25 protein-coding genes and 1 riboswitch are annotated in these 24,530 nt (G+C 53.0%); of the genes, 15 read left to right on the top strand and 10 right to left on the bottom strand.

What is annotated here, in order from left to right; all coding sequences use genetic code 11:
- Nucleotides 1-34 precede the first annotated feature (34 nt).
- Nucleotides 35-1,150, top strand: a complete 1,116-nt coding sequence (gene gmd / locus EV294_RS08410) for a GDP-mannose 4,6-dehydratase (protein ID WP_132305763.1) — start codon at nt 35-37, stop codon at nt 1,148-1,150.
- Between the two features lie 251 nt (nt 1,151-1,401).
- Here the strand turns inward: gmd and EV294_RS08405 are convergent, their stop codons facing one another.
- The gene (locus EV294_RS08405; protein ID WP_132305761.1) at nt 1,402-2,520 is read right to left on the bottom strand and encodes a DegT/DnrJ/EryC1/StrS family aminotransferase; all 1,119 of its coding nucleotides are present in this window, start codon (nt 2,518-2,520) and stop codon (nt 1,402-1,404) included.
- A gap of 32 nt (nt 2,521-2,552) precedes the next feature.
- The gene (locus EV294_RS08400) at nt 2,553-3,200 is read right to left on the bottom strand and encodes an acetyltransferase (RefSeq protein WP_132305759.1); all 648 of its coding nucleotides are present in this window, start codon (nt 3,198-3,200) and stop codon (nt 2,553-2,555) included.
- A gap of 188 nt (nt 3,201-3,388) precedes the next feature.
- On the opposite strand from EV294_RS08400, the gene EV294_RS08395 reads away from it, so the two are divergent.
- Nucleotides 3,389-5,293: a DUF4214 domain-containing protein gene (locus tag EV294_RS08395; protein ID WP_165930615.1), complete on the top strand. Its 1,905-nt coding sequence runs from the start codon at nt 3,389-3,391 to the stop codon at nt 5,291-5,293.
- 3 nt (nt 5,294-5,296) lie between these two features.
- Here the strand turns inward: EV294_RS08395 and EV294_RS08390 are convergent, their stop codons facing one another.
- The 3 genes from EV294_RS08390 to EV294_RS08380 are packed head-to-tail and all read right to left on the bottom strand — an operon-like array spanning nt 5,297 to nt 8,283.
- The gene (locus EV294_RS08390; RefSeq protein ID WP_132305755.1) at nt 5,297-6,469 is read right to left on the bottom strand and encodes a glycosyltransferase family 4 protein; all 1,173 of its coding nucleotides are present in this window, start codon (nt 6,467-6,469) and stop codon (nt 5,297-5,299) included.
- Nucleotides 6,470-6,499: 30 nt separating this feature from the next.
- Nucleotides 6,500-7,594: a glycosyltransferase family 61 protein gene (locus EV294_RS08385; RefSeq protein ID WP_132305753.1), complete on the bottom strand. Its 1,095-nt coding sequence runs from the start codon at nt 7,592-7,594 to the stop codon at nt 6,500-6,502.
- Between the two features lie 5 nt (nt 7,595-7,599).
- Nucleotides 7,600-8,283, bottom strand: coding sequence for a class I SAM-dependent methyltransferase (locus EV294_RS08380; protein ID WP_132305751.1), 684 nt, complete (start codon nt 8,281-8,283; stop codon nt 7,600-7,602).
- A gap of 350 nt (nt 8,284-8,633) precedes the next feature.
- Between EV294_RS08380 and EV294_RS08375 the strand changes: the two genes are divergently transcribed.
- The 3 genes from EV294_RS08375 to EV294_RS08365 are packed head-to-tail and all read left to right on the top strand — an operon-like array spanning nt 8,634 to nt 11,359.
- On the top strand, nt 8,634-9,626 hold the full coding sequence (locus EV294_RS08375; protein WP_165930614.1) for a glycosyltransferase family 2 protein: 993 nt from the start codon (nt 8,634-8,636) through the stop codon (nt 9,624-9,626).
- On the top strand, nt 9,595-10,371 hold the full coding sequence (locus tag EV294_RS08370) for a glycosyltransferase family 2 protein (RefSeq protein ID WP_132305747.1): 777 nt from the start codon (nt 9,595-9,597) through the stop codon (nt 10,369-10,371). The genes EV294_RS08375 and EV294_RS08370 overlap by 32 nt, the downstream gene beginning before the upstream one ends.
- Nucleotides 10,340-11,359: a GT-D fold domain-containing protein gene (locus tag EV294_RS08365; RefSeq protein ID WP_132305745.1), complete on the top strand. Its 1,020-nt coding sequence runs from the start codon at nt 10,340-10,342 to the stop codon at nt 11,357-11,359. Before EV294_RS08370 ends, EV294_RS08365 begins: the two co-directional genes overlap by 32 nt.
- Nucleotides 11,360-11,414: 55 nt before the next feature.
- Here EV294_RS08365 and EV294_RS08360 read toward each other — a convergent pair whose 3' ends face one another.
- Nucleotides 11,415-11,993, bottom strand: a complete 579-nt coding sequence (locus tag EV294_RS08360) for a hypothetical protein (protein WP_132305743.1) — start codon at nt 11,991-11,993, stop codon at nt 11,415-11,417.
- Between the two features lie 299 nt (nt 11,994-12,292).
- Here EV294_RS08360 and EV294_RS08355 point away from each other — a divergent pair, with 299 nt between their 5' ends.
- Together EV294_RS08355 and EV294_RS08350 are read left to right on the top strand one after the other, a co-directional pair.
- Nucleotides 12,293-13,345: a mannose-1-phosphate guanylyltransferase gene (locus EV294_RS08355; protein ID WP_132305741.1), complete on the top strand. Its 1,053-nt coding sequence runs from the start codon at nt 12,293-12,295 to the stop codon at nt 13,343-13,345.
- The gene (locus tag EV294_RS08350) at nt 13,342-14,295 is read left to right on the top strand and encodes a GDP-mannose 4,6-dehydratase (RefSeq protein ID WP_132305739.1); all 954 of its coding nucleotides are present in this window, start codon (nt 13,342-13,344) and stop codon (nt 14,293-14,295) included. Before EV294_RS08355 ends, EV294_RS08350 begins: the two co-directional genes overlap by 4 nt.
- Before the next feature lie 59 nt (nt 14,296-14,354).
- Here EV294_RS08350 and EV294_RS08345 read toward each other — a convergent pair whose 3' ends face one another.
- The gene (locus EV294_RS08345; RefSeq protein ID WP_243711600.1) at nt 14,355-15,668 is read right to left on the bottom strand and encodes a glycosyltransferase; all 1,314 of its coding nucleotides are present in this window, start codon (nt 15,666-15,668) and stop codon (nt 14,355-14,357) included.
- Nucleotides 15,669-15,859: 191 nt separating this feature from the next.
- A riboswitch (TPP riboswitch) is annotated at nt 15,860-15,972 on the top strand.
- 143 nt (nt 15,973-16,115) lie between these two features.
- Here EV294_RS08345 and EV294_RS08340 point away from each other — a divergent pair.
- From EV294_RS08340 to EV294_RS08315, 6 genes are all read left to right on the top strand, one after another.
- On the top strand, nt 16,116-17,150 hold the full coding sequence (locus EV294_RS08340) for an ABC transporter substrate-binding protein (RefSeq protein WP_132305737.1): 1,035 nt from the start codon (nt 16,116-16,118) through the stop codon (nt 17,148-17,150).
- A gap of 33 nt (nt 17,151-17,183) precedes the next feature.
- Nucleotides 17,184-17,486: a thiamine-binding protein gene (locus tag EV294_RS08335; protein ID WP_132305735.1), complete on the top strand. Its 303-nt coding sequence runs from the start codon at nt 17,184-17,186 to the stop codon at nt 17,484-17,486.
- Complete coding sequence (locus EV294_RS08330; RefSeq protein ID WP_132305733.1) at nt 17,476-18,252, top strand: ABC transporter permease; 777 nt, start codon at nt 17,476-17,478, stop codon at nt 18,250-18,252. Before EV294_RS08335 ends, EV294_RS08330 begins: the two co-directional genes overlap by 11 nt.
- Nucleotides 18,249-18,998 (top strand): ABC transporter ATP-binding protein, encoded by a 750-nt coding sequence (locus tag EV294_RS08325; RefSeq protein WP_132305731.1) that lies wholly within the window; start codon nt 18,249-18,251, stop codon nt 18,996-18,998. The genes EV294_RS08330 and EV294_RS08325 overlap by 4 nt, the downstream gene beginning before the upstream one ends.
- Nucleotides 18,999-19,019: 21 nt before the next feature.
- Complete coding sequence (locus tag EV294_RS08320) at nt 19,020-19,820, top strand: TatD family hydrolase (RefSeq protein ID WP_132305729.1); 801 nt, start codon at nt 19,020-19,022, stop codon at nt 19,818-19,820.
- Between the two features lie 144 nt (nt 19,821-19,964).
- Nucleotides 19,965-20,681 carry a glycoside hydrolase family 73 protein gene (locus EV294_RS08315; protein ID WP_132305727.1) on the top strand — a complete coding sequence of 239 codons (717 nt, stop codon included), beginning with the start codon at nt 19,965-19,967 and terminating at the stop codon, nt 20,679-20,681.
- Between the two features lie 92 nt (nt 20,682-20,773).
- Here the strand turns inward: EV294_RS08315 and EV294_RS08310 are convergent, their stop codons facing one another.
- Both EV294_RS08310 and EV294_RS08305 read right to left on the bottom strand, forming a co-directional pair.
- Nucleotides 20,774-21,112 (bottom strand): L,D-transpeptidase, encoded by a 339-nt coding sequence (locus EV294_RS08310; RefSeq protein WP_132305725.1) that lies wholly within the window; start codon nt 21,110-21,112, stop codon nt 20,774-20,776.
- Between the two features lie 129 nt (nt 21,113-21,241).
- The gene (locus tag EV294_RS08305) at nt 21,242-21,772 is read right to left on the bottom strand and encodes a CcdC protein domain-containing protein (RefSeq protein ID WP_165930613.1); all 531 of its coding nucleotides are present in this window, start codon (nt 21,770-21,772) and stop codon (nt 21,242-21,244) included.
- Between the two features lie 357 nt (nt 21,773-22,129).
- Here EV294_RS08305 and rsmD point away from each other — a divergent pair, with 357 nt between their 5' ends.
- Both rsmD and coaD read left to right on the top strand, forming a co-directional pair.
- Nucleotides 22,130-22,720, top strand: coding sequence for a 16S rRNA (guanine(966)-N(2))-methyltransferase RsmD (rsmD, locus tag EV294_RS08295; protein WP_132305719.1), 591 nt, complete (start codon nt 22,130-22,132; stop codon nt 22,718-22,720).
- Entirely contained in the window at nt 22,707-23,222 is a 516-nt protein-coding gene (gene coaD, locus EV294_RS08290) for a pantetheine-phosphate adenylyltransferase (RefSeq protein WP_132305717.1), read from the top strand. The genes rsmD and coaD overlap by 14 nt, the downstream gene beginning before the upstream one ends.
- 6 nt (nt 23,223-23,228) lie before the next feature.
- Here coaD and EV294_RS08285 read toward each other — a convergent pair whose 3' ends face one another.
- Entirely contained in the window at nt 23,229-24,452 is a 1,224-nt protein-coding gene (locus EV294_RS08285) for a nucleoside recognition domain-containing protein (protein WP_132305715.1), read from the bottom strand.
- Nucleotides 24,453-24,530 lie beyond the last annotated feature (78 nt).

The raw sequence follows: 24,530 nt of genomic DNA, 5'->3' as shown, positions 1-24,530 counted from the left end.
CGACCTGCTCAATATGACGATGACGGAGGGAACCATGAATAAGGTCGCCTTCATTACAGGGATTACCGGGCAGGACGGGATGTATCTGGCAGAGCTGCTGCTTGCCAAAGGATACGTCGTGCATGGACTTAAACGCAGAAGCTCGCTTGCGAATACCGGGCGGATCGACCGCCTCGCCGATGAAGCGAATAAAACCGGGAAGAAGCTGGTGCTTCATTACGGAGATTTGACGGATTCCACGAATTTGGTTCGTTTGGTCCAGCAGATTCAGCCGGACGAGATTTATAATTTGGCGGCAATGAGCCATGTTCATGTCAGCTTCGACTCGCCGGAATATACGGCTAACGCGGACGGCATCGGAACCTTGCGGCTGCTCGAAGCGGTCCGGATTCTGGGATTGACGGAGAAGACCAGAATATACCAGGCCTCTACCTCCGAGCTTTACGGCTTGGTGCAGGCTGTGCCTCAAAGCGAAACGACGCCGTTTTACCCCAGAAGTCCTTATGCGGTTGCGAAGCTGTACGGGTATTGGATTACCGTGAACTACCGGGAAGCTTACAATATGTATGCCTGCAACGGGATTTTGTTCAACCACGAAAGCCCGGTCCGCGGAGAAACCTTCGTAACCCGGAAAATAACCCGTGCCGTCGCGCGGATCGCTCACGGTCTGCAGGACGTACTGGCGCTGGGCAATCTGTCGGCCAAACGCGACTGGGGTCATGCGCGCGACTATGTCGATGCGATGTACCGGATTCTTCAGCAGGATACCGCGGAGGATTACGTGATTGCCACGGGTGAAACAACGGAGGTCAGGGAGTTCGTGCGCCTTGCTTTTGCGGAAGCGGGCATCGAGGTAGCCTTCGACGGAGAAGGGGCGGAGGAATACGGCTACGTGGTAGCCTGCGGCAATCCGGATTACCAGATTCCGCAAGGCACGACCGTTGTCAAAGTAGACCCTCGATTCTACCGGCCGTCCGAAGTGGAGCTTCTGATCGGGGATTCGACCAAAGCAAGGACCAAGCTGAACTGGCAGCCCGTAAGCAGCCTGAAGGATCTCGTGGGCGAGATGGTGGCGGGCGATCTGGCGGAAGCGCGGCGGGTTGTCGATCTGCGCAAGCTGGGTTACGACGTAAGTCTGGATATGGAATAAGCAGGTACGCTGAAGGCTGTCTCGGCTGTCTCGCATAGAGACAGCTTTTTTGTGTTTGCGGGAGCTTTTCAAGGTGCCGACCCGGCGATTTGCCGGCGCTTGGCGTTAAGTCTGCCGGCGCTTCGCTAAGCATCATCGCAAGCCGGATTGCTTATCCGGATCCGAGTGAAACCTTGATTCCATAACAAAGCCCATCCACAATCCTCGTAATGAAGGATAATTAGATGGGCTTTCTTCATTCTATATACGCGTTACACGCCGCGAACGCGCGCTTTAATCCGGTCGCAAATATGCTGGATATCCTGCTTGGTTAGTCCGCCGTAAGTAGGGACGTTAAAGCCTTGCGCGGTAATGCGGTTTGCAACGGGGAAATCCTCATGCGGCTGCAAGCCTTGATAAGGCGGAAGAACATGCATCGGGTAAAAGAAAGGCCGTGTCTCGATGCCGTCATCCTTGAGCTGCGCCATAATTTCGTTTCTCCGGGCCTCATCTGCACCGTTCAGAACAACGCTGAACATCCAATACACGTTTTTCGCCCAAGGCATTTCGACAGGCAACGTGAGGGAAGGCTCATCTTTGAGATTCTCGTAATAGAGGCCGGCGACTCTTTTCCTTTCACCGATATGCCAATCCACATTCTCGAGTTGGGCGCAGCCGACAGCAGCCTGCAGATTGGTGAGACGGTAATTGTAACCGACAACCGGGAACCAGTATTTGCGTACCGGATCGATGCCTTGGCCGCGAAGCGTACGCATCCTGTTCGCCAGCTCCTCATCGTCGGTCGTGATCATGCCGCCTTCGCCGGTCGTAATGATTTTGTTGCCGAAAAGGCTGAAGGTTGCGATATCGCCAAGCGACCCCGTTCGTTTCCCTTTGTATTCCGCGCCAAGCGCTTCAGCGGCATCCTCGAGGACAAACAAGCCATGCTTCCTGGCAATGCCGGTTACGGCCTCCATGTCGGCCGGGTGGCCATAGAGATGCACGGGAATAATGCCTTTGGTGCGAGGCGTGATCAGACTCTCAAGCTTATCGGGATCGAGGTTCCACGTCTCGGGCTCGCAATCGACAAAGACTGGCGTTGCCCCGCAGTACACAACCGCGTTCGCGGTAGCGATAAAAGTGACGGTAGGTACAATGACCTCATCGCCCGGTCCAACGCCAAACGCCAGCAGCGCCAGGTGAAGGGCGGTAGTGCCGTTGCTGCAGGAGATCGCATATTTGGTGCCGCAATAAGCGGCGAAATTGTTCTCGAAATCGTTAATATATTTTCCGGCTGAAGAAATCCAGGTTGAATCGATGCAATCCATGACGTATTTCTTTTCGTTTCCGTTAAATACGGGTACGGCAACCGGATAAAATTTGTTGTCCATGAATTATGCCTCCCTCCGAGTTACCTTCATTCTTAAGCTAAAGTCCGTTTGACAACGGCAGGAACGCCAACAGCCAGCGAAAACGAAGGAATGGGCGAAATAACGGCCGCCCCGGCCCCGATCATGCAGCCTTCCCCGATTCGCATGCCGTCGATGACCGATGTACCGGTGCCGAGAAAGGATTCGTCGCCCACCGTAACGTTGCCGGACAAATGGCAGCCCGGCGCGATATGGCAGGCATTGCCGATATTTCCGTCGTGGTCAACGGTAGCTCCGGTATTAATGATGCTATATGAGCCGATTCGAGTGTCCGGCTGTATGACGCATCCCGGCATAACCGCCACTCCCGTGCCGAGAGTAACGCCGGTAGCCAAATAGGCACGCGGACTAATCGCGTTGACGAGCTCGAACCCGAGAGCTTCCGCATGCTTCGCAAGAGCATGCCGCCTTGCGTTGTTGCCGATGGCGACAAAAGCATGACGGACTCCTTGCTCATGCAGCTCCGGCAGCAGCTCGTCACCGCCAAGCACGGTTAAGCCAAGAACGGTTGCCGATGAATCATGGCCGATGCAGCCAATCAGCTCGACATGCGGATCATGGCGCAAAATATCCGCGATCACCTTGGCATGACCGCCGGCACCAATTATTACGGTTTTGTTAGGCAGGGCATGATGAAACAAAACGATCGTCTCCTTTTACGCATATCCCATCATATTCAAGCGGAAACAAAATGCTTCAATTCCGGCTAGACAGGCGTCTAATTCGGCAAATATGGTCGAAATCCCCAGAGGGCTAGGGCGTACGCCGTTGCTTTTTCGGGCCGTGACAATACTCTATCTACAGACGAATAGTGATGGGAGGCCAGCCAATGAAGCGGAAGAAGAAGCGCAGGTCGATCAGACGCAGCCTGCGCAGCCGGACAGCACGAAGCAAACGGCGGAAAAACGGAAAGCCGAAGAGACTTTCGAGAAGAAAAGGCAGGAAACGTCTGCGCGGCAAAAAAACGGGCAGAAGGAAAAAGAAAGCCGTACCGCATGCAGCCGTTACCGATGAAGCTTCCATATCGGCGGAGGATGCAGCCCGATTAAGGTCCAACAATGCGATAGTGCGGGCAAGTCTGGCGGAGGGAAGCCGGATCATCGATTACCTGCATTTTGCATTCAAGCTGGATAATGAGGACTTTATTTGGGAGATCTACCGGCAATTCCTGCAGCGCGAGCCGGATGCGGCCGGTTTCTACGAATTTAAAGGCAGGCTGGAAGCCGGCGCGATGACAAGAGCCGCGGTGGCGGCATCCGTCATGCAAAGCGGCGAAGCCGAGCAGGTGTTCACCAGAAAGCCTTCCGGAGACCACAACACTTCGGCCTTTAATTTACAAGGCTTATTCCCAGCCCATACCTTGGACTTTATTCATGGAATCTATGCTCAATTATTAGGCCGCGAACCGGATGACGCGAATGTGGCAAACGAAGTTGCGGCTATCCATCAAGGGGTGTCCAGGCAAGCGCTGATGGCAAGGCTGCTCATGTCCGAAGAGGCGCAGAGTTTGCTGCGTTCTCCGAATCCGCCGGCCGCTATGGCTCGAGCCGCGTTAAACGCCAGGGCTGCCGGTAATCAGAATATCGGCCTATTCCTTTGCTTCGGCGCCCAAATCGCAATGGACGGAGAAGGGATCGGTCGTTTCTTCGTCCGTCTATCCGAAGGCTTGCTAGGTCTGCCGAACGGCTACAATCTTCATATCGCGACAACGGGAGCCAACGTGAAAGAGACGGAAACGATCTTTGCGCCGCTTAAGGCCATGTATCCGAGCCGTATGCACTTTTACCATTCCGACAGCATGGCGACGATTAATCGGGTTGTGCCGGCGGATGTCTGGATCGTGCCTTACGTCGGCATGGGTCTGGCTCAATACCTGCACCGGCCATATATCGTTTGTCTGCATGACTTGGTCTATATGCATTTTCCGGATCTGTATTCAAAGGATATGGATCATTATCAATACATTCATTCTTTGGCGGAAAAGATTACGAGGAATGCCGCGATTGTCGTCTTTGATTCCGAGTATATCCGCAATCATGAAGGCCTGGAGTATCTGAAGCTTCCGGTGCATCAGACGGAAGTGGTTCGATTCGCTGCGCCTCATGAGGAATACTCATCCTTTGGCATCAAGACCGAGGTTGAATTCCGAGTGAAATACAACTTGTTTGGTCCTTATTTAACCTTCCCGTCCGTCATCCGCCTGCACAAAAACCATGAGCGCCTCATTGACGCGTTCCACCGATTCCGGCTTACCGAGCTGGGAAGGGCATCCGGATTAAAGCTTATATTTACGGATGACTTGAATAACCGTCCGAGACAACAGGAAATTACGGAAGCGTTGAACGCGGTCGCCGATCCCGTTATTCGCGCATCGATCATCTTTATGGGCCGTATCCCCTCTGCCGACTTGCCATCGCTGTACAAATATGCGGAAGGGGTCGTTGTGCCAACCTTGTTCGAAGGCAGCTGTCCGTTCCCGATCGTCGAGTCGTTGCTGATGGAAACCCCGGTTGCCTTTGGCCGGCTGTCGATTGTCCAGGAGGTTATTCCGGATATGAGCAGCTTTGCAACGTTTGATCCTTATAACCCCGTTGAAATAGCGGAATCTATCGGCAGACTGTATTTGCAGGGCAAATCGGTCGTTCCCGCCCAGAAGGAAGCCGCAAGCGGCCTCCTGCATAGGAGATGGGCGGATGTTGCCCTCGATTATGCGGCAATCATCAGCCGGATTTGAGGTTTAATAAAGAGTCTTGCCATAGTAGCGCCAGAAGGTAATCCGGAATACTTCGATATATTGCTTGGCAATATCGTCCCAGGTTTGCGTGGCGTCATGGACACCGTGCAAAGCCGATAATTTGTAGGTGTCGTAATCGTCAAACAAATCATCCAGCGCTTTGGCAATGGAATCCGGGTTATGCGGGTCAAACCAGGCAATCTTGGCGCTATGCCTGGACAGATGCTCCCGCATAACCGGAATATCCGAGCAGAGCACCGGCGTGCCGAGTCGAAGGGCTTCTTCCACCGGATAGCTGCCGCCGCCTTCCGACAGGCTGGGCATGATAAGCGCCTTTGCGTTTTTGATCAAGGCGGGAATATCATGGTCCCCGACGAAGCCAAGCGGATAGACTTGCCGGTCGAGGAGAAGACCGGTCCTCTTCATGGTGGATACAAGCGTTGGGATCCAGCTCACCTCGGACGTGCTGTCCGGGAACGGGATTCGCAATTTATCGGTCAAATACCCGGTTAATACTAACGGGTATTTTCTTTTGTACCGGGACTTGGCGAAGCCCACAAGCAGGTTGTTGTGGTTTTTGTGCGGGGAAGTATTCGACGGATAAATAATATAGTCGGCTGGAATCCGGGAGCTTAGCTCAGGCGAAACCTTGCGGTTATAGACATTAGCAATTGGAGTGATCGCATGCGGGATGACGAATGCCTGCTCCGAACGGCTGCCGAAATGAGCGATTAGCCTGTTCTTGACATGCTGGGAGGATACGACAACCGAAGCCGTATGATCGATCCACTTCTTGGACAGCCTCCAGTGAAACGATAATTCTTCGCCCTTCATAAACGGCGGAACGAAATCAAAGATGGTGGTGTCATGGAAGGTGCAGACCGTAGGGCGGTCAATGAATTGGAACTGCTCGGTATGCGGCCAGAAGAAATAAACCACGTTCATGTTCGCGAGCAGGTGGCTGCTCTGGGGATGGTTGATCGGATTGCTGTTGTAGCAGATTTCGATATTCCCCGTTTTTTGAAGCTCGACGTAATTTCGCAGCTGCGAATCTGGTGCGACGACTAGTCTGACCCGCTCCACTCCCGGCTGGCGGGCAATGGCTGCCGTCAGATTGAACAAGAGGCGCATCCCTCCGCCGATCGAGAATTGATTAGACCATATCAGGATATTCATGCTTTATCCTCCTGTAATTTAAGAATGCGTTTAAGCATGAACAATGCCGTTCAACCTCATGTAATGATCCAGTTTTCCTAGATTTACGATGATGTCGTCCGCACCGACATGCGCTTTCGGTTCAACCTCGCATAACAGCTCGTAATAATCAAGCCCGGCATGACAGCACAGCTTCCAGAAGTAATTGTCGACGAAGGATTTGGGAGCCAATTCAATCAGGGAGGCCCCGGGATCGCAAAAGGCTACATTGATGCTGCCGCTGCCAAACGGCGCCACGATGACCTTGGCCGAGGCAAAAACCTCGATTTTTTCCTCTGTCGTCATGGGGGTAAGCACGATTTTCCTGAATCCCTTTGTCTGCAGGTAACGAAGCACCTCGTCTTCGTTCACCACGTGCCGGGCTTTCGCATCCTCACGGGTGATATAAATGCGTTCGTAGCCTTTGCGTTTGCGGATTTTTCGCTTGTTCTTCATTTGATCCGCGATATAATGCGAGGCCCAGGGCGGGCATTTCCCGATCATTAGCGGTACGGCCGGGACAACCAACGTTTTTGCTTTCAGATGGAAATCCGTTTTGTCCACTTGAATGATTTTGCTGAAAGGGATCCCAAGAAGCTTTAACGACTCGTATTGGAACGGTAAGGTCAGTTTGGGCAACACGTATTTATCAATCGGCATCCCGCTTTTCTCAAGCAGATGAATACGGGGCAGAAGGTCAAAGAACCAATGCCCGAATACAGTGTGCGTACCTTCGCTCTTTGGCTGGGGGAAGTTCCAGCCCCAGAACAAGGAGGCAACGGTGCAGGAATAATACTCCGGCTCATCCAGAATCATTTTTTCATAACCGGCATCGTACAGCTCCAGATCGCCCAACCGTTTATTGTCCGGCGTAATCACGTACATGTGACTTGTCATCAGCCTTCCTTCAGGAATACGGACAACGAAGGCTTCCTCATAATGGCAGGTTGAAACCCAGCGGTGGGGATCAACGCTCCTTGGAGCGGGCAGCTGGATTGTTTCGGCCGGATAGATCACTTGGTAACGTGCTTTGGCTTCAATTGCAGGAAGCGAATTAACCCAGTCCTTGGCTTTCTTGTAACTGTCTTTCGGTATCGTATACTTCATGGCCATTACCCTCTTGCATAACGGAGAATGAGCTTCTGCTGCTGGGCAAGCACATCCTGGAATTTGTCCGGCACGCCTTTCGGAAAGAGCACGCCCAAGCCGTTCGAATGTTGAAACTGCATGTGGGGATAAATGGCACGAAGCTGATCCCACAAAATATGAACGCCAAAATTCATGATTTTGACTGCCGTGTCATGAAAAAGGACGATTCCGTTTGGCGCGAGCTTTGGCAGCCAGCTCGCATAATCATGAAGCACCGCGTTATAAGCGTGATAGCCGTCGATATGAAGAATATCGATCGTTTTATTCGGGAAATTCGACAGCGCTTCGTCGAAGGTGGTTCGTAACAAGGTGCCGACATTCGGAAAATCCCTGTTTTTGACCGCTTGAACCGTTTGATAAATACCGTCATTGATTTGCCCGTACATCCCCGTGTGCGGGTCGCCCTGCCAAGTGTCGACGGCATAGCAGGTGGTATCGAGACCGGCATCCTTAATGGCCTGGCAGAAGCTGAAAAATGAAGTTCCGTATAAGGTGCCAAGCTCAACGATTACTTTCGGTTTGGCAAAACGGACAAGGTCGTAAGCGAAGCGGCGGTGTCCGGACCAAGCTCCTTCCGTCATCATGCCCGCCGGCATTTCCGGTGCGTGGTCGGCTGCGAATTCCGGCCTATAAAACTTCCAATCCATATGTCAACTCCCCATCTATCGTTATGGAAGCACAAGAATTGAAATATTTTATGTTCGTTTGCTATAAGAGGTCAGGGACAAACGTGCAGGTGAAATACACATTTATGAAGCGGGGTCACGTACATAAGCCGTTACGAACCTATCGTCCGTACATACAATGTCAGAGGCAGACCTAAGAGGATTCTATTGGCAAGAACATAGAAAGACACAATCGAAAACGAGGTGAGAATATGAGAAGCCTCGCCAGAAAACGAAAAAAAGCCTACTCTTCCAAACCGGTGTCATCCCGGCAGAGGCGGCGTCCGATTCCGGCTGGCACAAGGCCATCCAGGCCCGTTAAGAGAGGACCGTTGAAAATACTGGCCTGGAAGCTTGGAAGAAGCGCTGCCCGGTCGGCGCCCGTTGCAGATGACGCAGATATCTTGCAGCATGTGCAGGAGCTGTGGATCAGGGAAAGCGGCTTGGTTAGAAAAGCAATGGCCGTTAACAAATACATGATCGTTATGAAAGCTTTTGTTGACGGTTATTTCTCCGTGTTGCCGAGCGGCGCGATTCCCGATTGGGTGCTGCTTCCTACCGATAAAAAAGTAGCAGCCGTTGTTATGGCCATGAATGAGGAATTGTCCATCATGTCCACCATACAGGAGCTGGAGCGGATGCCGCTGCATGAGATTATCGTTGTAGTGAACGGATCGACGGACGCCAGCCTGATGATGGCCAGAACAAGCGGCAAGGCGATTATTCTCCATTATAACGAAGCCTTGGGTCATGATGTAGGGAGAGCGATCGGAGCGAAAATTACAACCTCCGACATCGTGCTGTTTCTTGACGCGGACATTCCGGTTGCTGCCGAACAGCTCCTTAGCTTTGTGAAAGCGACGAACCGGGGCTTGGATGTTGCTCTGAACGACCTTTCCGGTTACGTTGGAGTGTTCTCCGATTGGGACGAAATCACGATCATGAAGTACTTTCTGAACCGCTCGAATCGCAGGGACGATCTGAAGATCAATTCCATGACGGCGGTGCCACATGCATTAAGCCGAAGAGCGATTGAAATAATCGGCTCCGCCAATCTGGCAGTACCGCCCAAAGCGCAGGCCATTGCCCTGCAGAGAGGCTTGCGCATGGGGATGGGCGGAAGCATCAACGTATTTAAGAAAAACAGGCATCGGAAAGACAATGTCGGCGCCAACAATCCGGTCTCGCAGCTGATTATGGGAGATCACTTGGAAGCGCTGGGCTGGGCGATGCGGGAGGAAAGCCCAAGATTGAAATATACCGATCATTTGCGCAAAAGGGAGCGTGCGAAAGGTGTTAACAAGCATCATCATCCCGACCTGTAACGCGCTTTCCCTTCTGCGGGAGACCGTCGAAACGATCCGGAAGCATACGAAGGACCCTTACGAGCTTATTGTCATTGATAACGGCTCGACCGACGGAACGCTTGAATACTTGAGGCAGCAGCGGATTATTACGATTTCCTTGCCGGTCAATACCGGGTTTCCCGCTGCATGCAACTGGGGATTGAGACTGGCCAGGGGCGATCGGCTGCTTCTTCTTAACAATGATGTTCTCGTTACGGCCGGGTGGCTAAGAAGAATGAACCGGACGCTTGATTCGGATCCTGCTGTCGGAATAGTGGGGCCAATGACGAATTATGCCAGCGGCAAGCAGCAAATAGCCATGGACGGCGATTATGAAGGGTTCGCCGCGCGGTTAGGAGCCGATCAGAACAAAAAGCACGAATCCGTCAACCGGATCATCGGGTTTTGCATGCTGTTTTCCCGGAGTCTGATGAAGCAAATCGGCGTTCTTGATGAACGATTCTCGCCGGGGCATTACGAGGATGACGATTATTGCTACCGGGCAAACCAAGCAGGCTTCAAGGTTGTAATTGCCAAAGACGCTTTTGTCTATCATCGCGGCAGTGCTTCCTTCGGCGGTTATGCAAGCGATGAGCTGGAGGAGCTTCTCCGAAGAAACAGGAGGCTGTTTAAGGATAAATGGGGGATTGACCCGCTCGAAATACATGAAATGGATGACAGGGGGGAACTTCATGCGCATTCGGATGTCCCGGAAAAAGAGTAAACAGCGGAAACGCAAGAAGCCGGTCAACAGAAAGCGGCGAGCAAGTCCTGCACTGCCCAAAAGCTCCGGAAATCCACCAACCACCGGTTTATTAATCCCTGTGGATTCGGTTCATGAAGCAGTCGCCGATGGCGACAAGCCGGAGTCCATTCAGCAGGAAGGCTACCAGGAGGGCTACGAGAAAGGGTATCGAGAGGGGAAATACGCGGGCGGCGATGAAGTCGTCGACCAGCTGCTGCCGCCAAACATGATTTTTCCGGACCTTACGATAAAGCAAATCATTGCCGCCGGGATAAGCCGGTATCAGGAACACGCTATTCCTCTTCTGCTTCCGGAACAGGTTAGAGATACGATTCTGCAGGCTATGGATGAGAAGCAGCCTTTGTCTATTGTGCGGCTAGGCGACGGTGAGCTGCTTACCATGGCGCAAGAAATCGTAATGCCGGTTGATCAGGTGCGAAAGGAAGGCAGGTTTCTGGACTATGCCGGCGTAAAGGTGCCGGATCTGGATACCCGCAACAAGCTGGCGGAGGCGGTTGCAAGAGCCGACATTGTTGGTTTGCCGAGAACCAGGATGCCTAATTACCAGCTGCTTGTTTCGCCGGTTTTTCAAGCTTACGGTTTGTCATTCACGGAGCGGCTTTGGACTGATTCCCTTATTAATTACAGCTTATGTCAAGCAGGCTGCCTCCTGCCTGTCCTTCAGAACAGAAGCGTGCTGCTAATCGGAAATATGGCGGAACCTTTGTCCGCCGTTCTTGCCCAGCGCGGCATAACCATTGCCGGTGTCGTCGCGCCGGTTAATGGCGCCCGGGATGCCGAAAGAGTTGTGTCGGCAGCCAGACTGTATGATTTTGACATTGCTCTTGTATCCGCCGGAATTGCTGCCGTGTTGATTACCGAAGAGCTTGCGCGGATAACCGGTAAGGTGGCCGTTGATTTCGGCCATCTTGCCAATGCGCTCATTAAGGGAGAAGCTCCTCTTTAAACGCATATGTAGAGGAACAGCCTTTTCGTGACGCGAAAAGGCTGTTTGGGTTTGGTTAGACGCCGACCGAAGCTGCAAGCGAGGAGTATTGAACTGCTGCAGTAGCGCCAGTGATCGCTACCGAGATCGAGTTAACGGCAACTTCAAGCGTGTATTCGTGAGCGCCGACAGTCAGCGTGTCGAAGTAAGTGATCGGAATCGTTACTTCAAGATCAAGAACTGTCGCTAGAGCAACCGTTGCGAAAGTTGTATTTGTAACCGAAGCTACAACTACGCCGTCGCGAAGCAAATCCACGGTGATCGTTGGGTTGAGCAATACGCCGGCGATCGTACCGGAAAGCGCAACATCGACAACCCCGTCAACTTTTACTTTATTGGCTGCAGCCGTAGTAACCGTAACGGGCACGGCAAGAATTTCAACCGGCGGAATGACTGTTCCGATGATACCGATTGCGCCAAGCGGGAAGACTCCTCCGTTAGCACCGTATACCGCAGCACCAGGACCGGCAGGGCCGGTAGCGCCAGTAGGACCCGTAGGGCCAGTAGGTCCTGTAGGTCCAGTAGGTCCAGTAGGGCCAGTCAGACCAGTCAGACCAGTCAGACCAGTCAGACCTGTCAAGCCTGTTTCTCCCATATCTAATCCTCTCCTTTCAATTGATATACCACATGATATGTTCAGAGATTCATAGAGAAGACGGTATCTGCCGTGAACGATTGTCTATTTTTGCTAGAATAGGTCATTCGCGATAGTTGGGCGGAGTCATATGCCTGATTTCCGTCCCTTTTGGCTATTCGTCCATTAGGATTGCTCTATTAAAGCATAAGTTGAAGATATGTAAGTTATCAATCCGGCACCGGTTAAGGAAGGAGCTCCGGCTTGACTAGAAGAGAGTTTTTAATAGTAGGAGTTTTGCCGTTTAGAGGTGAAAATCAATGATCGCTGTTATTATGGCAGGAGGTAAGGGAACGCGGTTTTGGCCAAGAAGCACGGTTGCCAAGCCGAAGCAGTTTCTGACATTAGCTTCGGAAGAGGCAACGATGCTGCAGCAAACCTACGCTCGATTCCGTTCCTGTCTGCCGGAAGAAAACGTGTATGTCGCCGTAAGCGAAAACTATTTGCCAATGGTAAAGGAACAGCTTCCCGAGCTGGGAGAAAATCGTATTATTATAGAACCCGAGCAGAGAGACACTGCGCCATGTATCGCATTGACAGCCAGTTATTTCATGAAGCTGGAGCAGGATGACGTGCTGGTAACGGCGCCTTCCGATCAATATATTCCGGATACGGAGGAATTGATGGATGCGCTGCGAGCGGCGGAACAGGCGGCCAAGAAGGACGGGGTTGTCGTTACGCTTGGCATCGTCCCGACAAGAGCCGAAACGGGTTACGGCTACATCGAAACGATAGATTCGGAGGATCACGCGGAGAAGTTCGGGGAACGAATCAAAGAGGTTAAAGCTTTCATCGAGAAGCCAACCAAGGAAAATGCCGAGAAACTCATAGAGCTTCCGAATATGTATTGGAACAGCGGTATTTTTATTTGGAAGCCATCTACCATCGCCGGTTACATGATGAAGTATCAGCCGGGGATGTGGTCCATCTTTGATCAGAAGGATGAAGAATTCAGGCAGTCGTATGCCGGTTTGCAAAAGCTTTCTATCGATTACGCCTTGGTAGAAAAGCTGGAGCGTCTCTATACGATCCCTATCGAATTTATTTGGGACGATGTTGGCACGTGGACCTCGCTTGAAAGGATATTCACGACGGACGGCGACGGAAATTTGCTGCTGGGCCAAGTATTTCCGTTTGCTACCCGCAACACGATTATTTATTCGGAGCAGCAGCAGGTTGTTACAATCGGCATTGAAGATCTGATTATCGTTTCGACCGAAGAGGGCCTTCTTATTTGCCGCAAAGCGGACGAACAAAACGTCAAGCATGCCATCGCCGTGCTCACTGCCGATCAAGAAGGCCGGCAGGGATGAAAGCATTGATTACAGGGATAACCGGTTTTGTAGGCAGTCATCTTGCCGAGCATCTGCTCGGCGAGGGGATTGAAGTGACAGGAACCATGAGGAGTCACAGTTCGCTGCGCCATATTCGCCATCTGCTGCCGGATATGTGCCTGTATGAGTGCGAGCTGATGGACCCTCAAGCGGTTGAGCGTATGATGGCGGACATTCGGCCGGATCTGATTTTTCATTTGGCGGCGCAAAGCTTTGTGCCGCTGTCCTGGGAATCGCCTGCCGAGACCATGACGAACAATATTATTGGGCAGGTTCACCTGCTGGAAGCGGTCAGGAAGCTAGGTTTAGCCTCCAAAGTGCTGATTGCCTGCTCCAGCGAGGAATACGGGCATGTGGAAGAGGACGAGGTGCCGGTTAAGGAAACCAATCCGCTTCGCCCGATCAGTCCGTACGCTGTGAGCAAGATCGCCCAGGATTACTTGGGCTACCAATATTTCAAAACGTACGGGCAGCATATCGTCCGAACACGAACCTTTAACCATCACGGTCCCCGCAGAGGCGCGCAGTTCGTCAGCTCGAATTTTGCCAAGCAAATCGCGGAAATCGAGAAAGGGCTGAAACCCCCGGTTCTGCATGTCGGGAATCTGGAAGCCAAACGGGATTTCACGGATGTCCGCGACGTGGTTAGAGCATACCGGATGGCGTTGAACGATTGCGAGGCTGGGGAAATCTATAATATCGCATCCGGCCAGTGCCATGAAATCCGCGAAGTGATCCAAATCCTGCTTAGCTATAGCACCGTGGATATTACGATAGAGGAAGACAAAACAAGGCTTCGGCCCTCCGATGTGAAGGTGCTTGTGGGGGATTACGGCAAGTTTTACGAGCGGACCGGATGGAAGCCGGAAATTCCGTTTGAGCAAACAATGAAGGATTTATTGGATTATTGGCGCAATGAGCTGGCTTAACAAGGCCTGACCCGGCAGGGGAGATCCATCCCGATGCCGGGTCAGGCTTTTGTATTTGTCTAGATCAGACGAAGCTCCCTTAACCGGTTCTTGATCCTTTGGCCGATGACGGCAGGAGAGAACTCGTTGTGAATCGTCCTCATGCCGCTTGCCGCAATCGACTCCCGCCAGCGCGTATCGGTAACGAGACGCTGCATGTATTCCGATGCATGGCGGATATTAGGCTCCGCCCAAATCTGATGACTCTTGTAAGGTCCCCAATCCTGTCCGATATTAACGAGCTGGTAGGATACCGGACAAGAATTCGACGCATTCATAAACTCCGTATTGCCGGACCAGTTCGTAGCGATAACGGGCTTGCCTAAATACATCGCTTCCGCGAGACCGAGTCCAAATCCCTCTGCTCGGTGAAGGGAGACATAGCTGTCCGTGCACTGCAGCAGGGCATTTACTTCGTACCTGGTTAACACTTTATCCATTAAATGCACATTGCTCCGTTCGGCAATCAGCTTCTTCAGCTCGGCAAGCTCGTTTGGACGAAAGTCCGGATTGTTTACCTTCAGGACAAGACCGACACGCTGATCGTTCTTGTCAAAGGCCAGCTTGAAGGCTTCAATTACCGCGCGGGGATTTTTGCGCAGGGTAGAGCTCTGCACGTCGTACATCATTAGAAAAAGAAACCGGTTCTCCGGCAGACCAAAGGAAGAGCGGTTAATATTCGGCGCGACTTGTACCTGGATACAGTGCGGAATCGTTATAACGGGAACGGATGCCCGTTTGGAGACGGACTCGGCAACAAATTTGCTGCTGACCCAGACCTCGTTGACATGGCTGAAACCCTCCACATGCTCATCCGGAAACTCCGGCAGCTCCCAATGCCAATACCCGATGTTGTAACGGCCGTTGAACAACTCGTTTCCGAAATGCTCTCGGGCAGGACGCATAAAGTCGGCGTTCATATGAAAGATATTGGTGTTGTACCGGGCTTTGTCCAGCAGCTTGTGAGACCAGCTGTAATCCGACATTCTCGAGGCTACGGCAAGCGGAAAGTTAAGAAGGCCAAACGGAATGGCCGCCGTATCGATCGCTTTCGCTGCAAGCCGCGAGGATTCCCCGATTCCCATCTCCGCATGAACGAAGCCGATAATATTCACGCCTGGTTCCCGAAGGGAAGCTTCGGATTGAAGCGTCGCCCGCTCCGCAGCAGGCTGCCGGGTTCTGCGTTTTTTGAAGAGCCGACGATGCTTTCGCCTTGACTTGCGCTTAGCGGTTCGTTTGCCGGATGGTCTGGAGCGGGCTCCGGATTTGCGTGTTCTAGATTTCGCCTTTCTCGGCTGTTTGGACTTCCTGCCCGTCTTGTGTCGTTTTTTCACCCCGGTTCAATCCTCTCGATATTAGCGGATATGCACTCGACTACATACTATTCATCCCCGTCACATGGCTATAAGGACAACAACCTACGAGCCGCAAAAACGGCGTATGACTAACCCTAATCCTTGTTATTCTTAAAAACGAGGCTGGCTTTTTCGGGCAGAAAGGGTATAATGGGGGTTACTGACGTAAGTGAATAGCACCGGGGAGCTGGTTGAGGCTAGCTGAGAGGGAATTCCGAAGAAAATTCCGACCCTTATACCTGATCTGGATAATGCCAGCGTAGGAATTGTTATTTAGGTGTGCCTTCCATGCAAGGGTGGGGCAGACCTGTAATAAAGCTGACGAATTGTATGGCTCTCCGGACATCGGAGGGCTTTTTTTATGTTCAGAAGGTAGTCCGGCCATAATAGCAAGCGTCATAGTCAAAAAGAGAGAGGGAGAGAAAGATGAGATCAGGTGCAAAGAGAAGGAGCGCTATTGCCGCAGCCATGCTGTCGGTTGTCGTGCTGCTGTCCGCATGCGGCTCGAACAACAATAAGAATGCGGGGAGCGAGCCGGCGGGTAACGGAGCGGACAAGCCGTTGACCAAAGTGAAGGTCGTTCTGGATTGGACGCCTAACACGAATCATACCGGATTGTACGTGGCGCGGGATAAAGGTTACTTCAAGGAGCAGGGTCTTGATGTCGAGATTATTCAACCCGGTCAGGACGGCGCGGATAAAATGGTCGCTTCCGGCGGAGCGGAGTTTGGCGTCGGATACCAGGAGTCGCTCACTATGGCGCGTATCGCGGGCGTGCCCCTCGTATCCGTTGCCGCAGTGATCCAGCATAATACTTCGGGCTTCGCTTCGCCGGCGTCCAAAGGAATCGACTCTCCGAAAAAATTCGAAGGCAAAACCTACGGCGGCTGGGGTGCTCCGGTAGAAGAGGCGGTTATCGGCTCTCTCATGCAGGAGGAGAAAGCGGATGTGAAGAAGGTGAAAATGCTCAGCATCGGCGACACGGATTTCTTCACGGCGGTGAAGCGGGACATTGATTTTGCCTGGATCTATTACGCTTGGACCGGCGTTGAAGCGGAGCTGCGCGGCGAGAAGCTGAATATGGTTTATTTGACCGATTACAGCGACAAGCTAGATTACTATACGCCTCTTCTGGAAACCAGCGAAAAAATGATCGCCGAGAAGCCTGAGATCGTAAAGGCGTTTGTTGCCGGCGCCGCTGAAGGTTATCAGTTTGCGATTGACCATCCGGAGGATGCGGCGGAGGTGCTGATCAAGGCTGAGCCGGATCTGAATGCCGATCTCGTTCGCGCAAGCCAGAAGTGGCTCAGCCCGAAATATACGGATGACGCTTCGCAGTGGGGCGTGCAGAAGAAGGAAGTATGGGTTAATTATTCACAGTGGATGTTCGAGCACAAGCTGCTGGAGAAGGAGCTCGACGCGGATAAGGCCTTCACGAACGACTTCCTGCCGAAAGCTTAGGATCAAACCATAGGAGAAAAGGAGCTGACGATGATGGCTAACGCGCTTTTAAGTATTCAAATTCTGCCAACGACGCCAAACGGGGAAAGCGTTATTCCGTATGTGGACCGCGCTATCGAGATTATAAAGGCATCCGGCGTTCCTTACCGGGTAGCTCCGCTGGAGACTACGATGGAGGGCGAACTCCCTCAACTATTTCAAATCGTGCAGGCCATGAATGAAGCCATGACCGAGATGGGCTGTCCGTCCGTCATTTCGCAGGTGAAAGTCTATTTCAATCCGGCGAACGGAGCTTCCATGGGCCGGCTGTTGGAGAAGTATCCGGATGGGCAATAAAGGCTGGTATCATGCGGTCTGGCCTTCTCTGCTGCTCGTCATTCTAATCCTTGCCGCATGGCAGCTGTCGGTTGACGGAGGGGTTGTTCCCGAATGGGAGCTGCCTTCGCCAACGACGATTGTACAAGAAACGTTTGACGTCTGGCCTCGCCTAATGGACAATGCCTGGGCAACGGTAGAGCTTGCGCTTATCGGATTCGGCGGTGGCGCGGCTGCCGGAATCGTTCTAGCCGCCATTCTGCATCTTATCCCTTTTGTCCGGAGGGCCGTCTACCCGCTGCTAGTCGTCACGCAAAACGTTCCGGTTATCGCGATTGGCCCGATTCTAACGATATGGCTTGGTTACGGCGTTCTGCCGAAGCTTATTCTGGTCTGGATCGTATGCTTCTTCCCGGTATCCGTTGCCATGCTGAACGGCTTCAAGGACACCGATCCGACTCTTCGCAATTATATGCGGATGATAGGAGCGGGTGACTGGCAGCTGTTTATCCGGCTCGAATTGCCCAATGCCGTTACGCATTTATTCTCGGGCCTCAAAATCGCTTCTTCTTATGCCGTTCTTAGCGCAGTAGTTGCCGAATGGCTTGGGGCGGACAAAGGATTAGGCCATTATATGATTCTGTCATCCAAGGGCTATGAGCCGGCAAGGGTGTTTGCATCCGTCTTTCTGATCGTGGCGCTGAGCCTCGCTTTATTTGGACTGGTTGCTCTCATCGAAAGGCTTGTCATCCGGTGGCGTCCGTCGAAAGGAGGGGGAATGGCATGACAGCTCCGGCGCTTGAACTAAAAGAGATCAGCAAAAGCTTTGAATCCGGCCGGAAAAACGTTCTGAACGGCTTGTCGCTCACCGTCGCCGAGAACGAATTCGTCTCCATTATCGGTCCCTCCGGCAGCGGGAAAACAACGTTGTTCCAGCTGATTGGCGGATTGGAAAAGCCGTCGGCCGGTGAAGTCTGGATCGGAGGCAAGCCGGTAACCGGCAGCCGGGGGCATATTTCGTATATGCCTCAGCAAGCCTCTTTGATGCCGTGGCGTTCGGTTTCGGCCAATATTGAGCTTGCACTTGAAATTGCGGGAGCGGAGCGCAAGGAGGCGGGCCGCCAGGCGCGTGAATGGCTGGAGCGCATCGGCCTTGCGGAGTACGCGGACTCTTATCCCCATGTGCTATCCGGCGGCATGCAGCAGCGGGTATCCTTTCTGCGGGCGCTGCTATCCCCCCAGACCTTAATGCTGCTCGACGAGCCGTTTGGCGCGCTTGACGCGTTAACGAGACAACAGATGCAGCAATGGCTGATGTCGATCTGGGAGCAGAACAAGCGGTCGGTTCTCCTCGTTACGCATAGTATCGAGGAAGCTTTGCTCCTGTCTGACCGGATCATCGTATTGTCGGCGGCGCCGGCAGTTATTTTGGAAGAGATTAAAGTGCCTTTCGAAAGACCACGCTCCCCGCAGCTATGGCGGGAACCGTTGTTTAACGAGCTGAAGCAGAAGATTCACGAGCTGCTTCATTAAGCGGGAAGGAGGACAATCATCATGGAACGGAAAAAGGCGATCGATGCGCATATTCATTTGGATTCCTATGAGGAAGCGGATCGCCAAGCTCTGCTTGAACAGGCTTTTGAAGAGGGGATCGAAGCGGTTGTGGCGGTGTCGATGCATTTGGATTCCAGCAAGACAAACGCAGCGCTCGCCGAGTCGTTCCCGGGCCGGGTGTTTCCCGCGTACGGCTATCATCCCGAACAGCCGGTTCCTTCGGAACGCGAACAAGATGAACTGTTTGCCTGGATAAGATCCAGACATGGGAACGGAGAAGCGTTCGCCATTGGCGAGGTTGGTTTGCCTTATTATTCCCGAACCTCCGCGGAAGCGGAAGGGCAGCCTTTTGACGAGGCGCCTTATCTAGATATACTGGACCGGTTTGCCGCGCTTGCAGCGGAATTGGGCCGTCCCATTATTTTGCATGCGGTATATGAAGATGGAGCCAAGGCTTGCCGGATCATGGAGCGGCATCGGGTAAAGAAGGTCCATTTCCATTGGTTTAAGGGAGATGAGGCGACGATCGGCCGCATGATCTCCCTGGGCTATATGATTTCGGTGACGCCGGACGTGGCCTACGAGCAAGAGATCAGGCGGCTGGTGGAGCAATATCCTTTGGAGCAAATGATGGTGGAAACCGACGGGCCGTGGCCATTTGAAGGGCCTTACGAAGGCCGTGCGACCGTGCCTCAGATGGTTCATGATGTTTGCGCGCATATCGCCGCGATCAAGCAGCTTCCGGAGCGGGATACGCGGGAGCGGCTGCTATTGAATACGCGCGAATTTTACAACTTGTAAGCAGAGGAACTCCGTTAGTCCCGAAGATGGGCGTAACGGAGTTTTTTTGTTGTCGCATGACAGGCACCGTTACGAACCGGATCGGAACCCCATACATTAGGGAGGAGCTTGTATGATTTCTGGACAGGAAAGGAGGAAATTAGGATGGCGACTCTTACAAGATCGCAATTTATTGCGGCGCTTGTCCCGACCGTGCTTCAGGTCAGACGCGAAGGATCAACGATGTTTCCTTCCGTGCGGCTTGCGCAGTGTATGCTGGAAACTGGCGGAGTGATTCATCCTTGGTACAACCTCGGAGGGATTAAAGTAGGCTCGGGCACTCCCAATGCTTATTGGCATGGCGAAGCGGTAGTGAAGGGAACATGGGAAGTGGTTGACGGAACATTGATCAGCATGAACTCCTCATTCCGCGCTTATACCAGCGTGTATCATTTCATGAAGGATCAGGATCTGCTGTTTGCAACGCCGCGCTATGTCCGGGTCCGAGCCGCCGTAACGCCGGAGCAGCAGGCTTCCATGCTGTATGTAAGCGGTTATGCGACCGATCCCGCTTATCCCGGTAAGCTGGTAGCGCTTATTAACCAATATTCCTTGAAGCAGTACGATACGGCTTTCGCCTCCGCGCCTTCGACGACGATGTTCCGTTCCGCGCAGACGGTTCCCATTCTGGCAGACGGTCTTGTTATCGCGGTCGGATACTTAGACGGAGGAACAACCTGGGTTGCAGCCCGGGTGCTTGGAGAATCGCTGGGAGCAGCCATTGGCTGGACGGGAGGTAAGGTAACGGTTAATGGCCAACCGCTTGATTCCCGGCTCGATATTTCCACCGGCTATGTAACGGTAAGAGACCTCGCGGCTTGATTAAACCGGAAGGCTGTTTGGGACCAGGCAACCCAGACGGTCACTTTGAAAGCGGCAGTTCTCCCTTAAGAGACTGCCGCTTTTCCCTGCTATTAGGGGCGGATCGTGACCCGGGTTCCAACCGGTACTAGAGCGGATAAAGCAAGCACGTCCTCGTTGTACATCCGGATGCAGCCATGCGAGACCATTCTTCCGATCGAGGAAGGGTCGTTCGTACCGTGGATGCCGTAATGAGGCTTGGACAATCCCATCCACAAGACGCCAAACGGCCCGCCCGGATTTTCCTGTTTATTGATTATCTTGTATTCTCCCGAAGGAGTCTGCGTAACCATCTTGCCTATGCCAACGGGATAAGAGTTCACGACAACATTTCCATCAAGCAGATGAAGCATCCGGTCCGACAAATCGACGATTATGCGGTAAACGGCCATGTTGCAATCCCCTCGTCATCAATTTTATTGCATATGCCATGATATTCCTGACAAGCCGCGAGGTTACGAATACGGGAAAATGAAAAAGCGCTCCCTAAGGAACGCTGAATGCCGCATTGAAATGATAAGCTAGGATACCGCCGTTTTCTCGTCGCTCTTGCGAAGGATAAACGTATAGTAGCCTATATAATAAGCGACAAGCAGGAAGAATGTTGCCGCGGTAAGCGGATCATTCGTATACTGCTGCATCTGGGCCGTTTCGTTGTTTAACGCCGGATTCATGGCCGTAACGCCTCCTGTGCCGAACATCTCGATGATTCGGAAGGCGATTCTTCCGATGAACAGCAGGACGACCAGGGTCTCGATGCCGACATGCGTCCGGTAATACAACGTATCCTCGCGCTGTTCGAAACGGCTGTGCTTGATGGCGTAATAAGCGATTACAGCGCCGCAGGCGACACCGAGGGCATCGGAGATGTAGATGGCGGGATGCGGGAAGCCGGAGGCCAGCAGCAAAATGCCAATGACGCCGAAGATGCCTATGCGCATTCTCAGCCTTCTCGGCTTGAAAGGCTGAAAGCCTACCGAACGCTTCAAGCGCCGATACACGACAAATAGAATAATAAGCAGGGGAATGATATAGCTGCCGATCTGATTCATAGGGACATAAACCTCCCGTCTATTAAAAGTGGTACTGTAACTATATACCAAATGGACTGGAATTAGCAGTGGGGAAATAGCTTGTTTACAAAAAAATCGGACGCTCATTTCTGAGCGTCCTTTCATGGGAGAGGAGAAACCGGACGAAGAGCTTATGGGGAAACGTAAGTCTTCTCCGCGGTTGTCTACGGCATCTTCCGACGCCGATGATTTTATCTTGTCCGGTTTGTGGGCGATTATACATTTTACGCCAAAAAAAATATTTCGGATCTTCTTCATCTATTTCAGGTGCCTTTATAATCCAAGGGAAAGTGTGGTACTATAGGCATCGACAGTAGACGAAGGGAGCAATAAGCAGTGAGAGTCATTGCGGGAGCGGCAAAAGGCCGCACGCTGAAGGCGGTTCCAGGAATGAATACTCGCCCGACGACCGATAAGGTGAAGGAAGCGATATTCAGCATGATTGGGCCGTTTTTCGACGGTGGACTGGCACTCGATTTATTCGCGGGCACCGGCGGACTCGGTATAGAAGCTTGGAGCAGAGGCATCGAGCGGACGATCTTTATCGACCGGGAAAAAATAAGCATTGATATCATTAAATTAAATACCGAAGCGGCAGGGATGGGCCGGCATGCGGAAATTTACCGCAACGACGCGGAGCGCGCGCTGAAGCTGCTGGAGAAGCGGGGAATCGCGTTCTCGATCGTCTTCCTCGACCCGCCTTACCGCTTGACCCATATGGACGAGCTGATGGCCGATCTGGCTCAGCGGTCGCTGCTTGCCAACGGGGCGACCATTGTGGTTGAGCATGATGCCGGGCATGAGTATCCGGACGAAATGGAACATTTTATTTTACTGCGAAAACAAAAATATGGCGATACGGCGGTAACAATCTACCGCTATTCGCCCGGCAGCACAGATGGAGGAACAAGCGATGCAGATGAATGAGAACGGAAGAGTAGCGGTTTATCCAGGGAGCTTCGACCCTCCGACACTGGGCCATCTCGATATTATCCGCCGTTCGGCCAAGCAATTCGACCACGTCATTGTGGCGGTGCTGAACAATACAAGCAAAAGTCCGATGTTTACGCTTGACGAGCGGAAGGAGATGCTTCGCGAAATAACGGCCGATATTCCGAACGTTTCGATCGACAGCTTCCGCGACCTGCTCGTACGGTTCATGAAATCGCGCCGGGCCAGCGTTATTGTCCGCGGCATCCGATCGGTGACGGACTTCGAATACGAGCTGACGCTTGCCTCGACGAATCAATTGCTCGATGAAGAGATCGAGACGATCTTTATGATGACGAACCCGAAATATTCGTACCTCAGCTCCAGCATAGTGAAGGAAATCGCGATGTTTGGCGGACCGGTTCATGAGCTTGTTCCGGCTCCCGTCGAGACTCGCCTCGATGAAAAATATAAAGCGAGGCAGTCGAGCGGACAATAAACGCTCCTACAGGTTGGGGGTACGGGGGGCGGCTGCCCGCATCAACAGCAGCGCAATAGCAAGAACGGCGACGGCCGTCAGCGCATACGGCCACAGCGACGGGAGGCCAAGTGCGGTGACGGCCTCGTATGCGTTGGAAGGGCGCTGCCAGTCGGCGCCGTTCTGCAGCATGGCTGCCGTTGCGCCGGTTAAACGGCTTGGCAGCAGCGCAAGAACAGCCTGCGCCGGCTTCCACAGCAGCAAGGCTAACGCAGCGGCATGCAGCGCATGCAGTAATCTCACGCCGATCAGCGGCAGCAGCTTCAAATCCGTGCCGGTAATGGCATAGCCTGACTGCAGCAGCGCGCTTAAGCCGCTCCAGGCAAGGATGGCCGCAACAGCGGCGGCGCTTATCGCTGTAGTGATGCCGGGACCCTGCCATACGGCAGCTCCGTAGGCGCCGATATGGCTCTCGAGCAAGGCCGGCAGCAGCAATTCGGCAATACCGTTTGGCATCGCGAATTGGATGAGCGGTAACGCCAGCCGGGCTGCTACGGCCGCGAAAATCATGAACCCGCCAACGACAAGCAGCTTTTGAACGCCTGAAGAGACCGCATCGCCAAGCACCTTGCCAAAGCTGCGGCCGTCACGGTCGCGGCTTGTGGTGATCGCATTTGCCACATTCTCCATCAATCCTCTGGATGCAACCGCTGCATGAGGGGGGATCGGCTGATGCGAAGGGGACCTCCGCCGGCTGAACAACGAGATCCATCCCGCCGTACAAAGCGCGGATAGCCAGACCATTAGGGCGATAAATAAGCCAAGCTCAGGCCGATGCAGGAAGCCGGCACCTATGACGACCAGCATAAAAAGCGGGTTGGGCATATGGGACAAGGCCAGCAGTCTTTGTCCTTCGCGTCTGCTGACCAGCTGATCCCGGCGGAGAGCAGCCGTTGCTTCGGCGCCTGCCTGATGCCCCGACAGCCACCCAAAAAGCAATGGCAGCGCAGCTTCGCCGGGCAGCTTGAACAAGCCTCGCATCAGTGGACGGAGAAGCGCGCCAATTCCGTGAATTAGCCCAAAGGCGGCTATGAGCTCAAACAAGACGAGGAAGGGCAGCAGACCGGGGAATACGATATTCCACCAGATGGTCAACCCCTGAAGGGAAGCTTGGAACGCTTCATCCGGCTGGCGTATGATAGCGGCAACCATCAGGATCGAGATTGCTGCGTACAGAATCGTTCGTGCCATATCTATCAACTCCATTGAAAATAGGATTATCGATTAAGCAAGAGGCCGGACGAACCGGGGTCTATTCCATTGTACGCT

This window comes from Paenibacillus sp. BK033, assembly GCF_004345425.1.
Lineage (GTDB): Bacteria > Bacillota > Bacilli > Paenibacillales > Paenibacillaceae > Pristimantibacillus.
Note: the sequence above shows the minus strand (reverse complement) of the source record. Positions and strands in the feature narration are given on the sequence as shown.

What these genes read in the sequence shown, in the direction of transcription:
- gmd (WP_132305763.1), top strand. Translation starts at nt 35, where the DNA reads ATGAATAAGGTCGCCTTCATTACAGGGATTACCGGGCAGGACGGGATG.
- EV294_RS08405 (WP_132305761.1), bottom strand. Translation starts at nt 2,520, where the DNA reads ATGGACAACAAATTTTATCCGGTTGCCGTACCCGTATTTAACGGAAAC.
- EV294_RS08395 (WP_165930615.1), top strand. Translation starts at nt 3,389, where the DNA reads ATGAAGCGGAAGAAGAAGCGCAGGTCGATCAGACGCAGCCTGCGCAGC.
- EV294_RS08390 (WP_132305755.1), bottom strand. Translation starts at nt 6,469, where the DNA reads ATGAATATCCTGATATGGTCTAATCAATTCTCGATCGGCGGAGGGATG.
- EV294_RS08385 (WP_132305753.1), bottom strand. Translation starts at nt 7,594, where the DNA reads ATGAAGTATACGATACCGAAAGACAGTTACAAGAAAGCCAAGGACTGG.
- EV294_RS08380 (WP_132305751.1), bottom strand. Translation starts at nt 8,283, where the DNA reads ATGGATTGGAAGTTTTATAGGCCGGAATTCGCAGCCGACCACGCACCG.
- EV294_RS08365 (WP_132305745.1), top strand. Translation starts at nt 10,340, where the DNA reads ATGCGCATTCGGATGTCCCGGAAAAAGAGTAAACAGCGGAAACGCAAG.
- EV294_RS08360 (WP_132305743.1), bottom strand. Translation starts at nt 11,993, where the DNA reads ATGGGAGAAACAGGCTTGACAGGTCTGACTGGTCTGACTGGTCTGACT.
- EV294_RS08355 (WP_132305741.1), top strand. Translation starts at nt 12,293, where the DNA reads ATGATCGCTGTTATTATGGCAGGAGGTAAGGGAACGCGGTTTTGGCCA.
- EV294_RS08350 (WP_132305739.1), top strand. Translation starts at nt 13,342, where the DNA reads ATGAAAGCATTGATTACAGGGATAACCGGTTTTGTAGGCAGTCATCTT.
- EV294_RS08340 (WP_132305737.1), top strand. Translation starts at nt 16,116, where the DNA reads ATGAGATCAGGTGCAAAGAGAAGGAGCGCTATTGCCGCAGCCATGCTG.
- EV294_RS08335 (WP_132305735.1), top strand. Translation starts at nt 17,184, where the DNA reads ATGGCTAACGCGCTTTTAAGTATTCAAATTCTGCCAACGACGCCAAAC.
- EV294_RS08330 (WP_132305733.1), top strand. Translation starts at nt 17,476, where the DNA reads ATGGGCAATAAAGGCTGGTATCATGCGGTCTGGCCTTCTCTGCTGCTC.
- EV294_RS08325 (WP_132305731.1), top strand. Translation starts at nt 18,249, where the DNA reads ATGACAGCTCCGGCGCTTGAACTAAAAGAGATCAGCAAAAGCTTTGAA.
- EV294_RS08320 (WP_132305729.1), top strand. Translation starts at nt 19,020, where the DNA reads ATGGAACGGAAAAAGGCGATCGATGCGCATATTCATTTGGATTCCTAT.
- EV294_RS08315 (WP_132305727.1), top strand. Translation starts at nt 19,965, where the DNA reads ATGGCGACTCTTACAAGATCGCAATTTATTGCGGCGCTTGTCCCGACC.
- EV294_RS08310 (WP_132305725.1), bottom strand. Translation starts at nt 21,112, where the DNA reads ATGGCCGTTTACCGCATAATCGTCGATTTGTCGGACCGGATGCTTCAT.
- EV294_RS08305 (WP_165930613.1), bottom strand. Translation starts at nt 21,772, where the DNA reads ATGAATCAGATCGGCAGCTATATCATTCCCCTGCTTATTATTCTATTT.
- coaD (WP_132305717.1), top strand. Translation starts at nt 22,707, where the DNA reads ATGCAGATGAATGAGAACGGAAGAGTAGCGGTTTATCCAGGGAGCTTC.
- EV294_RS08285 (WP_132305715.1), bottom strand. Translation starts at nt 24,452, where the DNA reads ATGGCACGAACGATTCTGTACGCAGCAATCTCGATCCTGATGGTTGCC.